13 protein-coding genes are annotated in these 15,096 nt (G+C 72.8%); 7 read left to right on the top strand and 6 right to left on the bottom strand.

What is annotated here, in order from left to right; all coding sequences use genetic code 11:
* Positions 1–7 precede the first annotated feature (7 nt).
* From Sdagh_RS31065 to Sdagh_RS31080, 4 genes are all read right to left on the bottom strand, one after another.
* Complete coding sequence (locus Sdagh_RS31065; RefSeq protein ID WP_189413182.1) at positions 8–295, bottom strand: hypothetical protein; 288 nt, start codon at positions 293–295, stop codon at positions 8–10.
* 123 nt (positions 296–418) lie between these two features.
* The gene (locus Sdagh_RS31070; protein WP_189413184.1) at positions 419–1,276 is read right to left on the bottom strand and encodes a DUF5336 domain-containing protein; all 858 of its coding nucleotides are present in this window, start codon (positions 1,274–1,276) and stop codon (positions 419–421) included.
* A gap of 92 nt (positions 1,277–1,368) precedes the next feature.
* On the bottom strand, positions 1,369–2,289 hold the full coding sequence (locus tag Sdagh_RS31075; protein WP_190077644.1) for an N-acetylmuramoyl-L-alanine amidase: 921 nt from the start codon (positions 2,287–2,289) through the stop codon (positions 1,369–1,371).
* Positions 2,290–2,299: 10 nt separating this feature from the next.
* Positions 2,300–2,962: a class I SAM-dependent methyltransferase gene (locus Sdagh_RS31080; RefSeq protein WP_189413189.1), complete on the bottom strand. Its 663-nt coding sequence runs from the start codon at positions 2,960–2,962 to the stop codon at positions 2,300–2,302.
* 141 nt (positions 2,963–3,103) lie between these two features.
* On the opposite strand from Sdagh_RS31080, the gene Sdagh_RS31085 reads away from it, so the two are divergent.
* Positions 3,104–3,544 carry a MarR family winged helix-turn-helix transcriptional regulator gene (locus tag Sdagh_RS31085; protein ID WP_189413191.1) on the top strand — a complete coding sequence of 147 codons (441 nt, stop codon included), beginning with the start codon at positions 3,104–3,106 and terminating at the stop codon, positions 3,542–3,544.
* Positions 3,545–3,619: 75 nt separating this feature from the next.
* The gene (locus Sdagh_RS31090) at positions 3,620–4,705 is read left to right on the top strand and encodes an FAD-dependent oxidoreductase (RefSeq protein WP_190077645.1); all 1,086 of its coding nucleotides are present in this window, start codon (positions 3,620–3,622) and stop codon (positions 4,703–4,705) included.
* 75 nt (positions 4,706–4,780) lie between these two features.
* Here Sdagh_RS31090 and Sdagh_RS31095 read toward each other — a convergent pair whose 3' ends face one another.
* Positions 4,781–6,520 carry an MFS transporter gene (locus Sdagh_RS31095; protein ID WP_190077646.1) on the bottom strand — a complete coding sequence of 580 codons (1,740 nt, stop codon included), beginning with the start codon at positions 6,518–6,520 and terminating at the stop codon, positions 4,781–4,783.
* A 380-nt stretch (positions 6,521–6,900) separates the two neighbouring features.
* Positions 6,901–8,100 carry a cytochrome P450 gene (locus Sdagh_RS31100; RefSeq protein ID WP_190077647.1) on the bottom strand — a complete coding sequence of 400 codons (1,200 nt, stop codon included), beginning with the start codon at positions 8,098–8,100 and terminating at the stop codon, positions 6,901–6,903.
* A 361-nt stretch (positions 8,101–8,461) separates the two neighbouring features.
* On the opposite strand from Sdagh_RS31100, the gene Sdagh_RS31105 reads away from it, so the two are divergent.
* The 5 genes from Sdagh_RS31105 to Sdagh_RS31125 all read left to right on the top strand — a co-directional run bounded on the left by Sdagh_RS31105 (position 8,462) and on the right by Sdagh_RS31125 (position 15,044).
* The gene (locus Sdagh_RS31105; protein ID WP_189413199.1) at positions 8,462–9,481 is read left to right on the top strand and encodes a 3-oxoacyl-ACP synthase III family protein; all 1,020 of its coding nucleotides are present in this window, start codon (positions 8,462–8,464) and stop codon (positions 9,479–9,481) included.
* 162 nt (positions 9,482–9,643) lie between these two features.
* Complete coding sequence (locus Sdagh_RS31110; protein WP_226535992.1) at positions 9,644–10,039, top strand: hypothetical protein; 396 nt, start codon at positions 9,644–9,646, stop codon at positions 10,037–10,039.
* Entirely contained in the window at positions 10,036–10,758 is a 723-nt protein-coding gene (locus tag Sdagh_RS31115) for an SDR family NAD(P)-dependent oxidoreductase (protein ID WP_189413211.1), read from the top strand. Before Sdagh_RS31110 ends, Sdagh_RS31115 begins: the two co-directional genes overlap by 4 nt.
* Positions 10,759–10,847: 89 nt before the next feature.
* Entirely contained in the window at positions 10,848–12,077 is a 1,230-nt protein-coding gene (locus Sdagh_RS31120; RefSeq protein WP_189413213.1) for a beta-ketoacyl-[acyl-carrier-protein] synthase family protein, read from the top strand.
* A gap of 6 nt (positions 12,078–12,083) precedes the next feature.
* Complete coding sequence (locus tag Sdagh_RS31125) at positions 12,084–15,044, top strand: cytochrome P450 (protein ID WP_190077649.1); 2,961 nt, start codon at positions 12,084–12,086, stop codon at positions 15,042–15,044.
* Positions 15,045–15,096 lie beyond the last annotated feature (52 nt).

Genomic DNA, 15,096 nt, shown 5'->3' on the forward strand with positions numbered 1-15,096 from the left:
AGGCCCTCTAGTGCCGGTGCAGGCGGTTGGCGATGGCGTGGCCGACGAAGAGGTAGACGACGGCGGCGAGGCCGTACCCGGCCACCACCCGCGCCCACGCCTCGTCGAAGGTGAACAGGTCACGCGACCAGCCGGCCAGCCAGGCGGCCGCGTCATGGACGAACTGCACCAGGTCGTTGGCCCGGTTCGCGTCCAGCAGGTACATCAGAATCCACAGTCCGAGGATGACGGCCATGATGTCCGCGATCACCGCGACGGCCGTCCCGGCGGAGTTGGAACCACGAGTGCGAGACATGCCTTCCGTCTGGCCCCGTACGCCTGTTTGAAACCCGAGTCCCTTACGGCGGACGGCAGTTGAGCGGACGACGACGGCCCCCCACCCGGAGGCGGGGGGCCGTCGGGACGGGCCGGGCGGCGCTCAGCCGCGCTGGATGCCCGAGGTGTCCTGGAGCACGCCGCGGCGGCCGTCCTGCGTCTGGGCGACCAGCGCCGCACCGCGCTGCTCGACCGCCAGGTACCAGGTGCCCGGCGCCAGCTCCGCGACCGGCGTGGGCGAACCGTCCTCCGCGAACAGCGGACGCGGCACCGGCACCGCGAACCAGAACGGGGCGAAGTCCCCGGCCGGCGGCTGCGCCTGGCCCTGCGCGGCGTGCGCCTGCTGGGGCTGGGCCTGCTGCTGCGGCTGCTGCTGGGCCTGCGGCTGGCCCGGGTACCCGTAGCCGCCCTGCGGCTGACCGCCGTACGACGGCTGCTGCGCGCCCGGGTAGCCGTAACCGCCCTGCGGCTGACCGCCGTACGGCTGCGGCTGGGCCGGGCGGGGAGCCGGGAGGAGGGCGCCCTTGAGCGCCGGCACCAGCGGGGTGGCGACGGCCGCGGCGGCCATGACGACCGTGGCGATCAGGGCGAGGATCAGACCCGTGCCCGCGCCGATGCCGCTCCCGCCGCCGTTGTTGTCGAAGGCGCCGGCCGGATCGAAGACGTTGCCGAGCGCGCACCACGCGGCGAAGACCGTGAAGGCGGCGCCGAACTGGCCGAGGTCGAGACCGGCGACCTTGCGCGGCTGCGGCAGCGCGTGGGCCACGACGACGAGCGCGGCGCCGATGATCCCCGCCAGGACGACCCCGAGCACGATCGGCCCGCTGCCCCACAGGCTGGGGATGTCGGCGCTGTCCGAGGCGCCTTCGATCGAGTAGATGTCGAGGAACGACGCGATCAACAGCACCACCGCTGCCACGATCACCACGCCGTCGCCTCGAGTGAGGGAGCGGATATTCACTTCAGGTCCTTCGCAGGTCGTCGTCTCGTCGTCATCGGACGACACTATCCTCCGCACCTCGGGGCTGTCCGCCGGGATGGGGGCACCGATCGCTACCCGCGCAGGAAACTCACGATTCCCTCAGAGATCCCCTGGGCCGCCTTCTGCCGCCAGGCACCACTGGTCAGCAGCGCCTCGTCCGCGGCGTCGCGCATGTTGCCGCACTCCAGGAAGACCTTGGGCACCGTCGACAGGTTGAGGCCGCCGAGGTCGGTGCGGGTCACCAGGCCGGTGCCGTCCCCGAGGTAGTTGGCGGGCGCGCTGCCCGTCCGCTCGGCGAAGCGGTCCGCGATCCGCGCGCCGAGACGGGCGGAGGGGGCGACGATGGCGCGGGTGTCGGCGGCGCCCCGGTGCACGGCGCCCGGCAGGATCACGTGGAAGCCGCGGTTCCCGGCCGCCGAGCCGTCGGCGTGGATCGAGACCGCCGCGTCCGCGTGCGCCTGGTTGCCGATCCGGGCCCGCTCGTCCACACAGGGTCCGTACGCCCGGTCCCCGTCCTGCGTCAGCTTCACCGTGGCGCCCCGCTCGGCCAGCAGGTCGCGCAGCCGGTGGGCGACGTCCAGGGTGAAGTCGGCCTCCGGGTAACCGGCGTCGGTGGCGGTGCCGGTGGTGTCGCACTCCTTGTGGTGGGTCCCGATGTCGACCTGGCGGTTGATCTCGTCCGGGTGCCGGAAGTTCTCCGGGTTGTGGCCCGGGTCGATGACGACGACCTTGCCCTTCAGCGGCGCCGCGTCCTTCGCGTCCTCGTCCGGCGCCGCGGCCCCGCGTCCGGCCGCCGGCGCCGAGGACGCGCTCGCGGTGGACGCCCGGTCCGCCCGGCCGCCGCCCCCGTCGTCGCCGACCGCCGCGTACACCCCCCAGCCGAGCAGCGCGCCCGGCACCAGCGCGGCCAGCGCCACGGTCAGCGGGCGGCGCAGCGGGGAACGGGACGGACGGGGCTGGGGCGGTTCGGACTCCGGTGCTGTGTACGACACGTCCGCGACTCTAACCGCGCCCCGTGCCGCCCGCCTCCGCACGCCGCAGCACCCGCAGCGAGCCGGTCGCCGAGACCTCGGTGAACGCGCCGGACTCCAGTGCCCTGAGGTAGACCCGGTACGGGGCCTGGCCGGTGAACTCGTCCACCGGGTCGGGGAAGACGTCGTGCAGGACGAGCAGTCCGCCCTCGGCCACCCGGGGCGCCCAGCCCTCGTAGTCGGCGCCCGCGTGTTCGTCCGTATGGCCGCCGTCCACGAAGACCAGGCCGAGCGGCGCCCGCCAGAGCGCGGCGATCTGCGGGGAGCGCCCGACCAGGGCGACGACGTGCTCCTCCAGGCCGGCGCGGTACAGGGTGCGGCGGAAGGCGGGCAGGGTGTCCATCACGCCCAGCTCCGGGTCGACCGTCGCCGGGTCGTGGTACTCCCAGCCCGGCTGCTGCTCCTCGCTGCCGCGGTGGTGGTCGACGGTGACGGCGGTGACCCCGGCCGCGCGGGCCGCGTCGGCGAGCAGCAGCGTGGAGCGCCCGCAGTAGGTGCCGACCTCCAGCAGCGGCAGCCCCAGCCGGGCCGCGTCCACGGCCGCCGCGTACAGCGCCAGCCCCTCGTCGGCGGGCATGAACCCCTTCGCCGCCTCGAACGCGGCCAGGATCTCGGGCGGGGGTGCCGCGGGCATGGGGGCGGTCCTCTCGGTCGTACGGGCCGTACCGGTCGTACGGGGCTGACGGCGCACCATGCTGCCGCACCGGGGGGCGGGGGTGCGTGCGAAACCCGCCGAGGCTTGATTGTTAGCGCGACAACAGTTAGCGTGCTAACTATGGGTGGAGCGAAGCGTGAGAGCACGCTGGAGCTGATGCGGTGGGTCGTATGGGGACAGCGGCGCATCGCTGACGACTGGATACGGGAACGCGGCCTCACGCACGAGCAGAGCGCCGTGCTGGCGTACCTGTCGAAGAACCCGGACGCGATTCAGCGTGACGTCGCGCGGACCATGCGCACCAGTGCGCCGAGCGTCTCGCGGCTCCTGGCCGGACTGGAACGGCGCGGACTCGTGGAGCGCCGGACGCAGGAGGACGACACGCGCAGCCGTCGCGTGCATGTCACTCCGGCGGGCTCCGAACTGATCCAGGGGTTCGAAGAGGCCATGGACCGTGTCGAGGAGTCGATCCTCGCGCCGCTGGGCGCCGCGGAGCAGGCCCGGCTCCATGAACTCCTCGAACGGCTCGCCGCCCGGATCGAGCCACCCGGCTCCCCCTGACCCGGCTCCGCCACTCCGCCCGGGAGCCCTGCGGGCAGGACCGTCGGCTCCTCCAGCAGCAGTAAGGAATCAGGTATGACCCAGATCACGATCATCGGTGCCGGTCTCGCGGGTCTGACACTGGCACGAATCCTGGCGGTGCACGGAATCCCGTCCACGGTGTACGAGGCGGAGGCGTCCGCCCAGGCCCGGGGCCAAGGCGGCATGCTCGACATCCATGACTACAACGGACAGCACGGAATCCGTGCCACCGGTCTGATGGACGGCTTCCGCTCCCTCGTCCTCGAAGGCCGCCAGGCGTCCCGCGACGTGGCACCCGACGGCAGCATCCTGGCGGACCGGCCGGACGACCCCGCCGGGGGCCGCCCCGAGGTGCAGCGCGGCGAACTGCGTCAGCTGCTGCTGGAGTCCCTGCCCTCCGGCACGGTCGTCTGGGGCCACAGGACCCGGAGCGTGCGGACCCTCGCCGACGGCCGTCACGCGGTGACCTTCGCCAACGGACCGACGATAGCCACCGACATCCTCGTCGGTGCCGACGGTGCCTGGTCGAAGGTCCGGCCGCTGCTCTCCGGTGCCACACCCGCCTACGCCGGACGCTCGATGGTCGAGACGTACCTGTACGAGAGCGACACCCGCCACCCCGCCACCCTGGCGCTGGTCGGCGGGGGGTCGATGACCGCCTACGACGAAACCACCCGCATCGGTCTCGGCGTGCAGCGCGAGCGCGCGGACACCCTGCACTCCTACGCCATGTTCGACCAGCCGCTCGACTGGTTCGACGGCATCGACTTCACCGACGGCCCCGCCGCCGCCCGTACCGTCGCGGCGATGTTCGAAGGGTGGGCGCCGGAGCTCGTCGCCCTGGTCGCGGACAGCGACATCCCGCCGGTCTTCCGCCCCCTGTACGGGCTGCCGATCGGGCACCGCTGGGAACACGTACCCGGTGTCACGCTCATCGGAGACGCCGCGCACCTGGCACCGCCGGACGGCGAAGGGGCGAACTGGGCGCTCTTCGACGCAGCCCAGCTCGGCAACGCCATCGCCGGACAGCCCGAGGACGTCGACGCGGCCATCCGCGCCTACGAGGCCGCGCTCTTCCCACGGAACTTCGAGACCGCGACCGCCGCCGCGGCCTACTACCCCGGATTCAGCCCCGGCTGACACCGCCGTCGTCCAACGCCCGGGCCTGCCGCCCGGCCGCGCCCGGTCGACCGGGGCGGGCCGGCTCCCGGGTGGTCACGCGGGGACGGTCTCGCCCGGCAGGGAGAGGTCCAGGTCGACCGGGCGGCCGTCCCCGGCGTGGGTCGCCGAGTGGGCCAGCGGGCCGTGCCCGGCGGCGCGGGCGGCCAGCACGTACGGCCCGGCGCCCGGCACCGGGACCGCGTAGCCGCCGTCCGCCGCGGAGAGGGCCGCGCCCGCCTGCCGGCCGTGCCGGTCGATCACCGTGACCTTGGCACGGGCGACCGGCGTGCCGTCGGCGGCCAGCACCCGGCCGCGGAAACCGTGCAGCACCCCTTCCGCGCGGGCCAGGTTGGCGTCCTCCTCGCTGCTCGCGCGCAGTTGCGTGGTGGCCGACGGGCGGCGCCGGGGCAGGAAGAAGGCGAGGACCAGTCCGACGGCGACCGCGCCGGTCGCGATCAGGAACGAGATCCGGAAGCCGTGCATGGTGGGGACGGCGACCCCGCCGGCGTCGTCGGCCGTGTCGGCCAGCACCATGCCGATGACGGCGCTGGAGACGGACGTGCCGATGGACCGCATCAGCGTGTTGAGGCCGTTGGCCGCGCCCGTCTCGGAGGCCGGCACCGCGCCGATGATCAGGGCGGGCAGCGAGGAGTAGGCGAGCCCGATGCCCGCGCCGAGCAGCACCGAGGTGACGACGGTCTGCCAGGCGGCGCTCATCAGGCCGAGGCCGCCGCCGTAGCCGACCCCGATGACCAGCAGGCCGACGATGAGCGTGGTGCGGGGACCGTAGCGGGCCGACAGCCGGGAGTACACCGGGGCGGTGAACATCATGGTCAGTCCGAGCGGGGCCACGCAGAGCCCGGCGACGACCATCGACTGGCCGAGGCCGTAGCCGGTGGCGGACGGGAGCTGGAGGAGCTGGGGCAGGACCAGGGAGACGACGTAGAAGGAGACACCGACCATGATCGAGGCGAGGTTGGTCAGCAGCACCTCGCGGCGGGCGGTGGTGCGCAGGTCGACCAGCGGCGCCTTGACGCGCAGCTCCATCAGGCCCCACAGCAGCAGGACGACGGCGGCGGCGGCGAACAGGCCGAGGGTCGGCGGCGAGGACCAGCCCCAGTCGCCGCCCTTGGTGATGGGCAGCAGGAAGAGGACCAGGCCGGCCGAGAGGCCGAGCGCGCCGGGCAGGTCGAAGGTGCCCCTCGCGCGCAGCGGGGACTCCGGTACGACGAGCAGGGTCAGGGCGATGGCGAGGACGCCGAGGCCGGCGGCGCCGTAGAACAGGGCGTGCCAGTCGGCGTGCTGGGCGACGAGCGCGGCGGCGGGCAGCGCGAGGCCGCCGCCGACGCCGATCGAGGAACTCATCAGCGCCATCGCCGAACCGAGCCGCTCGCGCGGCAGCATGTCCCGCATCAGGCCGATGCCGAGGGGTATCGCGCCCATCGCGAAGCCCTGGAGGGTACGCCCGGCGATCATCGGGACCAGCGCGTCGCTGAAGGCGCTGAGCAGCGCGCCGGCCACCATCACGGCCAGGCTGAGGACCAGCATGCGCCGCTTGCCGTAGAGGTCGCCGAGACGGCCCATGATCGGGGTGGCGACGGCGCCGGAGAGCAGCGTGGAGGTGAGCACCCAGGTGGCGTTGCCGGGCGTGGTGTCCAGGAGTCGGGGCAGGTCCTTGATGACCGGGACGAGCAGGGTCTGCATCACCGCGACGACGATCCCCGCGAAGGCGAGCACCGGGACGGTCGTCCCGCGCGCGCTCCGGGTGGGCTCGCCGGTCGTCGTGTGGGTCATTGAGTGAGGTCCTCCGGGGCAGGGGGCGACCGTGTGCGGTCGGGAGCCAGGTATGTGTATTCCCAACTCCGTTGGCTGAGGCACCTATTCCGTTGCTTCGGGAGGCTAACGACATTTTGCCGTTTCTTGGGTTTGCGGCACTCGGCCGACGTGACCGGCTCCGCCGGCGTGGTGCCGGGGGAGGGCGCCCGGCGGGCCGCGCGGCCGGTTCCGGGGCGGGTCGGCACCGGGGCGGGTCGGCGCCGGGGCGGTGGCCCGCCGTGCAACCCGGCCGGGCGGAGGCGGGGCGCGCTGCCGGCCGAGGCGTCCTCCCGCGGTGGCGGCCGGGGGCCGCGCGCGAAGGCCCCCCGGCACTCGACCCGGTGAACGGCTCGGTCCGGTCAGCTCGTACGAGGTGTGGCGATGACGCGACCGCCACGGTGCGGCGCGGTCACCACGGTGCGCGCCTTGGCGCGTTCCGGCCCGGTGGTGGGGGCGGTCAGCTCGAACGTGAGCAGGATCCACCGGAGCAGGAGCCTGGACTCCAGCAGCGAGAACGCGGCGCCGATGCACCGCCGCACCCCGCCGCCGAACGGGAACCACGCGGTGGCGGGTGGCGGAGCGTCACCCAGGAAGCGCTCCGGCCGGAATCGGTCCGGTTCGGGGAAGTGGGCCGGGTTGAAGTGGGCCAGCGAGACGGATGCGGCCACCGACTCGCCCGCGGCCACGCGCACCCCGCCGATCTCCGCTTCCTCGGACAGGCCCCGGGACACGAGGGCGAGGACCGGATGGATGCGCATGCACTCCTTCACCACCGCGTCCAGGTAGGCCGTGTCGCCCTCCGAGGCGGCACGGCGGGCACGGTCCTGGACGTCCGGCATGCGCGCCAGGTCGTGCACGAGCCAGGTCATCGCGGTGGCGGTGGTCTCGTAGCCGGCCATCACGAGGGTCATCAGCTGGCCCACCAGCTCGTCATCGGACAGCCGGTCGCCGTCCACCTCGGCCTTCAGCAGCCGGGACAGCACATCGGACCGCGCTCCCGGACCGGCCTGCCGGTGCTCGGCGATCTGCGCCCGCAGTACCGCGACGAACTCCCGCCGCGAGGCGAGCCAGGTACGCCACGGCGGAAGTGGGCGCAGGCTCCGCCGGTGCAGGCCCATCAGCACCACGGGGCTGACGTCGGTCAGCGCGGGCACCAGGGCGTGCAGCCGCGTGAGCCTGGCCGGGTCGGTCACCCCGAACACCACGCGGAGGATGATCTCCAGCGTCACCCGTTGCATGCGGTCCTGCACGCGGAACGTCCGGCCGGTCGGCCACTGCCGGACCTCGTCCTCGGCCAGCGTGCCGATCATCGGTTCGTAGCTCCGCAGCGCGGCGCTGGTGAACGCGGGCGTGACCAGCTTGCGGGAACGGGCGTGCTCCTGGCGGTCCTGCACGAGCATGGACAGCTCGCTCACCAGCGGCGTGATGATCTCGTAGCACTCGCCCGCGTGCCAGGTGTCCGGGGAGCCGGCGAACACCTGCTTGACGTGGTCGGGGCCGTTGACGATCAGAGTGCCGCGCGAGGACAGGCCGGGGCCGTTGCGGTTGCGCGTTCTCAACGGGACCGTGTCGCCCCGGAGCCTCCGGTTCAGCCAGGGGCGGTGCCAGAGGAAAAGCATCGTGCCCGCCGAACCGGGAATCGGCAGTCGCTTGACGGAAGATTTCCTGCCCGTTGGGCCGCTAGGAACAGCCATGCCGCCCATTACACAATCGGCGGGGGAATGCTGCCTATAAGGCGGACGTAAGTATTATTATCGTTAATTTTAGGCGATATGGACAGTCCTCTGAATGGTGGATATGATTCATTTGCTCGACCTTTGATCGCCGGTCGGTAATCACTGATCAGCAATGGCTTCGATCAAGGTCTTCCTGCTGCATGCCGGTATGAGTGAGACGGGGGTCTCTGGCATGGAAATCGCGATGCGCGGAATCGGTTATCAAGTCGGCGGCGGAAAAGAACTGAACGCCGATGCCGCCGTACGGCTGGGACTCGACCGCGACTGGCTGGTCCAGCGCACGGGCATCCGGGCACGCCGCATGTGCGCCGAGGGCGAGGACGCGTCCACCCTCGCCGCGGACGCGCTCGGCAAGGCGCTGCGGAGCGCCGGGCTGGAGGCGGACCGGCTCGGCCAGGAGACCGTCCTCGTCCACATCGAGAACGGCTTCGTGAACCTCGCGCCACCGGCGGCCGTCGCGCTCGCCGCGAGAACCGGCCTGACCGACGTCAGGGTGCTGGGCGTCGACGGTGTCTGCTCCGAGCCGATGACCGTGCTGGACCTGGCGTCGTCGCTGTTCGAGACGGGCCGGGCGGACCGGGTCGTCCTCTCGGCCGCGTTCGACTACGAGCGGGTGCTCGACCCCACCGACGCGGGCACCGTCGGCCTGTTCGGGGCGGGAGCGTGCGCCGTCGTCCTGGAGCCGGCGGCCGCGGACGACCCCCGGCGGTTCACCCTGCTGGGCACGGCGTGGCGCACGGACGCCCAGGGGGCCGGACTCGGCGTCATCCCCGTCCGGCGGCTCCACCGGGACGCGCGCGGCGTGCACATCGACGCCGGGTTCTACGCCATGGACGGACAGGGTCTCACCAGGATCGGCCTCCGTGCCGTTCCCCTGGTGTACCAGGACGTTCTGCGCCGGGCCGCCTGGCGGCCCGACGACTTCGACCTCGTCATCGCGCACCAGCCGAACGTCAAGCTGCTGGAGATTCTGATGCGCAAGCTGGAAATCCCCATGCGCATGGTTCCGACACCGGTGGAAGAACTGGGAAACATGGGGCCGGCGAGTCTGCTGATCAACCTCGCCATCGCGATGGAGAAGGGACTGATCAAAAACGGCACCAAGGTCATGCTGCTCGCTTTCGGCCTCGGATTCTCCTGCGGCGCCGCCGCGATCGAGTTCCACTCCGACTTCTCCCTCCGACAGGGCAGTGCCGGGAAATGACGGAGGACACGTGGGGGACGCATGTCTGAGCTTGTGGTCAATGGTGTGACGGTGGTGTTCGAGGGGGTCAGCCGATTGGTGTGGCAGCGCGCCGCCCCCGACAGATGGACCCTTGTCGGAGTGTGGCCGTCACGGGAACGGCGGCGGACACTGCGGGCGGCCATGGACTCCGGGGAACAAGCCCTGGTCGTGCTCTCCGGCGACCGGGCCGCATCTACCCTTTTCTCGGAGGAACTCCCGGAGTCCTTCGCGCAGGGTCTTCCCGAAGAGTGCCTCACGGTACGCCCCGACCTGCAAGCGGGCATGATCGACATCGAGGTGCCACCGCTCGACTGGCTGCCGGAGGAGCACCGGACCCGCGGCCTGCGTTTCGCGGATTGGGCACGGCACCAGGTCGCCACGCTGCCCGCACTGGTGCTGCCCCACCTGCTGGTGGAGGACGGACCGCGGCGCGGTCCGCGGTTCGCCTTTCCCACCAGGCCGGTCACCCGCGCGCACGTGGGACTGCTGGAGCCGCTCGTCCGTCGGGTCTTCCCCGAGGACAGGCCCTCCCCGTGAGCCGGCAGGTCATCGCCGTGACGGGCGGCGGACGCGGCATCGGACTGGCCATCACCACCAGGCTGCTCGCAGCCGGGTACGGCGTCGTGGCCAACACACACCGGACCCAGGCCCTGCCCGGGGAACTGCTCGACAGCTACCCGGACCGGATCGTCACCGTCTCCGGGGACATCGGTGTGGAACGGACCTCCCAGGACATCGTCGAGGCCGCCCAGCGGCTCGGCCGGCTCCACGCGGTCGTGCACAGCGCGGGCGTCTGCCGGGACCGGCTGCTCATGACCATGGACAAGGCGGACTGGGACGAAGTGATCCGAGTCAACCTCGGCGGCGCCTTCCTCATCACCAAACACGCCCTCAAAGTGATGACCCGCCAGCGGTACGGCCGCCTCGTCTACGTGTCGTCCGCCGCGGCACTCATGGGAAACGCCGGACAGAGCAGCTACGCGGCGAGCAAGGCGGGCATCGAGGGCCTGAGCCGGTCGGTCTCCCAGGAGTACGCCAGGTTCGGCGTACGCACGGTCGCCCTGTCGCCCGGCCTGGTGGACGGCGGCCTCGGAGCACAACTGCCGCCGGCCGTCCGGAACGAGCGACGGGAACGCCAACTGCTCGGGGAGGCCGCGGTCCGGCACGTGGCGGGCACGGTGGCCTTCCTGGTCGGCCCGGACGCCGATCACATCAACGGCACGGTCGTGCACATGCACGGCGGCATCCGGTTCTGAACCCACCACCGGGCGGCCGAGCCGGCCGGCGGCTCCGACCGGCCCGGCACGCACCGTCCGACCGCAGCAGTTCTGAGCGCGGAGGCGCAATGAGCACCGACATCGTCATCACCGGACTGGGCGCGACCACCCCGCTGGGCGGCGACGTGCGAGCGACCTGGGACGCCCTCCTGGCCGGACGCAGCGGCGTGTCCCGGATGCGGGACGACTGGGTGGAGCGGTACGGCCTCCCCGTGCGCATCGCCGCCCGCCTGGCCGTCGACCCGGCCGGGGTGCTGCCGCGCACCGAGGCACGCCGCATGGACCGCTGCGAACAGGTCGCGGTGATCGCCGCCCGGCAGGCCTGGGCGGACGCCGGCCTGGGGGAGGACGGCGTCGACCGAGAGCGCCTCGGCGTCGTGCTCGGCACCGGCATCGGCGGCGCCGCCACCTGGCTGGACCAGGACCGCCTGCTGCGGACGGCGGGCCCGCGCAGGGTCTCCCCGCTCACCATCCCGATACTGATGCCCAACGGCCCCGCCGCCTACGTCGGGCTGGACCTGCGGGCCAGGGCGGGTGTGCACGCCCCGGTCTCCGCCTGCGCCTCCGGTGCCGAGGCACTGGCCTGGGCGTTCAGGATGATCAGGGCGGGCGAGGCGGACGTGGTCGTCGCCGGCGGCGCCGACGCCTGCATCCACCCCTTGCCGATGGCCGGCTTCGCCCAGGCCCGCGCCATGAGCACCCGCAACGACGAGCCCGAGAAGGCCTCACGCCCGTTCGACGTGAGCCGGGACGGCTTCGTGCTCGGCGAGGGCGCCGGAGTCATGGTGCTGGAGCGGGCGGACTTCGCCCGCGCCCGCGACGCCCGCATCCACGGCCGGCTGGCCGGGGTGGGCACCAGCTCGGACGGCCACCACATCACCGCGGTGGACCCCGAGGGACACGGCCAGTCCCGCGCCATCGCCGCCGCGCTGCGCGTGGCCGGCCTCTCCCGGACGGACGTGCGGCACGTGAACTGCCACGCCACGTCCACCCCGGCCGGTGACGTGACCGAGACGGTGGCGATCCGCAGGGTCATCGGCGACCATCCGGTCCTGACCGCTCCCAAGTCCTCCCTCGGTCACCTGATGGGCGCGGCCGGCGCCGTCGAGGGCGTGGTCACCCTGCTGTCGGTGCGGGACGACATCGTGCCTCCCACGCTCAACCTGGTCGACCCCGACCCCGCCGTACGGCTCGACGTGGTGACCCGTGAGCCGCGCCGGACCGGGATCGGAGCGGCGGTCAGCAACTCGGCGGGCTTCGGCGGCCACAACGTCGCCCTGATCTTCACGAAGGCGTGAGCTGCCATGACCTCCACCCACAGGGCACCGAGCGTGCTGGACGACCCGGAAGGCCATCTGTCGGTCGTCGACTTCACCAGCCATTTCCCCACCGTCTTCGAACGGGCCGGGCAGTCCCGCGACGTGACACCGCTGTACGCGGAGAAGTTCCCGCACCGCTACCTGCTGCGCACCGGCGACCACGCGATCGTGGACGAGCTGTGCGACGGCACCCGTTTCGTCAAGAACGTCAGCCTCGCGCTGGGACACTTCCGCCCCTTGGCCGGGGACGGCATGGCCACGGGCTACAACGACGAGCCGAACAGGAGGACCGCCCGCGAACTGCTGGCGCCCGCCTTCGCGATGAACGCCGTACGCGCGTACCACCCGAGCATGCTCACCGCCGCCACCCGCATGCTGCGGTCCTGGGACCGGGCCGCCGCCGACGGCCGGCCCGTACCTGTGCCCACGGACACCACCCGCCTGACGCTGGACGCCATCGGCCTGGCCGGGTGCGGTTACGACTTCGACTCGTTCAGCCGGGCCGAGCGGCATCCCTTCGCCACGGCGATGCTGAGTTCCCTGCGGTACCTGCAGCACAAGATCTTCGACCCGGACAGCGGGGACACCGCGCGGTTCGAAACCGAACGGGACCTCCAGTTCCGGCTCGTCGACCGGATCATCGCCGACCGGCGGGCCGGCGGCGACCCGTCCGCCTCCGACCCGCTGGGTCTGCTGCTGAACGCCCCCGAGGGCCTGCGGCTGCCGGACGAGAGCATCCGCAACCAACTGCTCACCCTGCTGATCGCCGGTCACGAGACCACGTCCGCCGCGCTGACCTTCGCGCTGTACCAACTCGCCCGCAACCCGGCGGCGCTGCATCTGGCGCAGGCCGAGACCGACGCGCTGTGGGGCGACGAGCCGGACCCCCAGCCGGCCTACGCGGACGTGGCCGCCCTGCGCTACGTCCGGCAGTGCCTGAACGAGTCGCTGCGTCTGTGGCCACCGGCGATCACCTTCGCCCGGGAGGCCCGGCACGACACCACGCTGGCCGGCCGGTACCCGCTGCGGGCGGGGGACGCCGTCCTGGTCAACATCCCCATGCTGCACCGGGACCCGGTGTGGGGCGACAACGTGGAGTGCTTCGATCCGGACCGGTTCGCCTCCGGAGCCGTGGCCGGCCGGCCCGCGGGCACCTTCATGCCGTTCGGCACGGGCGAGCGGGCATGCGTCGGCCGCCAGTTCTCCACCCACGAGGCGGTCATGGTGCTGGGCATGGTGGTCCACCGCTACCGCCTGGTGGCCGATCCGCGGTACCGGCTGCGCATCAGCCAGGCGATGACCATCAAACCGGACGGCTTCGAGCTGACCCTCGTCCGCCGCACCCCGGCCGACCGGGCGGCCAACGGAGCCGCGCTGTCCGTGCTCGTACGCCGGCCCGCTGCCGGCCGGCCCCCGGCCCCGGCCGGCCGGCCGGCCCGGGGCGCCCGGCTCACGGTCGCCCACGGTTCCGACCTGGGCACCACCGCCGAGTACGCCGCCCGGCTCGCCGGTGCGGCGGAGGAACTGGGCATCACGACCCGGCACGTCACGCTGAACGAACTGACCGGGGACCTGGGCACCGACCCCCTGCTCGTCGTCGCCGCCTCCTACAACGGACGGCCCACCGCTGACGCCGCCGACTTCGTCGCCTGGCTCACCAAGGCCCCCGGCGCCCGCGTTCCCCCCTTCACTGTGCTGGGCAACGGCGACCGCGGCTGGGCCGCCACCTACCAGCACGTACCCGCCCTGATCGACCGGCGGCTGGGCGAACTGGGCGGGCGGCGGACGGCCGAGCGCGGCGAGGTGGACCAGTCGGCCGACCCGACCGGGATGCTGCTGGACTTCACCGAGCGGTACCGGCGGGTACTGATCGAGATGTCCGGTGACGCCGGGGCACCCGCGCCGTCCGGGGCGAAGACGGCCCCGGCGCCGGAGTTCCGGGTGATGACGGTGACCGAGACCCGCGACCTGGCGCAGCACGGCCGGCCCAAACGGTTCGTCCGGCTCCGGCTTCCGCCCGACGTGGACTACCGGACCGCCGACCACCTCGCGGTCCTGCCGGAGAACGACCCGGCCACCGTACGGGCCACCGCCCGTGTGCTCGGCATTCCGGCGGGCCACCTGGCCGGCCGGGAGCCGGCCGGCCGGCTCACCGCAGAGCAACTGGCCCGCGTGGCCGGTGCGGCCCGGTGCCCTCGGGACGCGTCACGCATCCGCGCCCTGGAACCGGACGTCCACACCCTCGCCGGCCTGGTCGAACGCTTCCCGGCCCTGCGTGACGGCCTCACCTGGCCGGCCGCCCGGGACCTGCTGCCGCCGCTGCGGCCCCGTACGTACTCGATCTCCTCCTCCCCGGGGAACAGCCGCCGGCACGTGGACCTGATGGTCTCCCTGACACCCGGCGGCGTCGGCTCCGGGCATCTGCACCGGCTCCGGCCCGACGACACCGTGCTGGCCAGGGTCGTGCCCTGCCGCGAGACGTTCCGCGTCGACCACACCGTCCCGGCGATCATGGTGTGCGCGGGCACCGGGCTGGCCCCGTTCCGGGGCGCCATCGCCGACCGGTCCCGGCTCCGGCCGGAACAGCCCGCGTTGTGCTACTTCGGGTGTGCGGGGCGCGACCTGGACTATCTGCACCGTGCGGAACTGGAGGCCGCCGACGCGGCGCGGGCGGTGTCGATGCGACCCACGTTCAGCCTCCACCCGGAGAACGGCCACCGGTACGTCCAGCACCGCATCGCCGCCGAGGCCGAGGAGGTGTGGACACTGCTGGAGAACGGCGGCAGGGTGTACGTCTGCGGCGACGGCGAGGGCATGGCCCCCGGTGTCCGCGCAGCCTTCGCCGACCTCTGCCACCGCTTCACCGGCGAGGACGGCGAGATCCGCCTCCAGCGGCTCATGGAGGAAGGCCGGTACGTGGAGGACGTGTACGCCGGTCCCGGCTGACACCGGGCGCCGGTCTCCTCGTACGGTCCGGCCGTCCACGTCGTACCGCCGT

Source organism: Streptomyces daghestanicus (assembly GCF_020521275.1).
Taxonomy (GTDB): Bacteria; Actinomycetota; Actinomycetes; order Streptomycetales; family Streptomycetaceae; genus Streptomyces; species Streptomyces griseoviridis.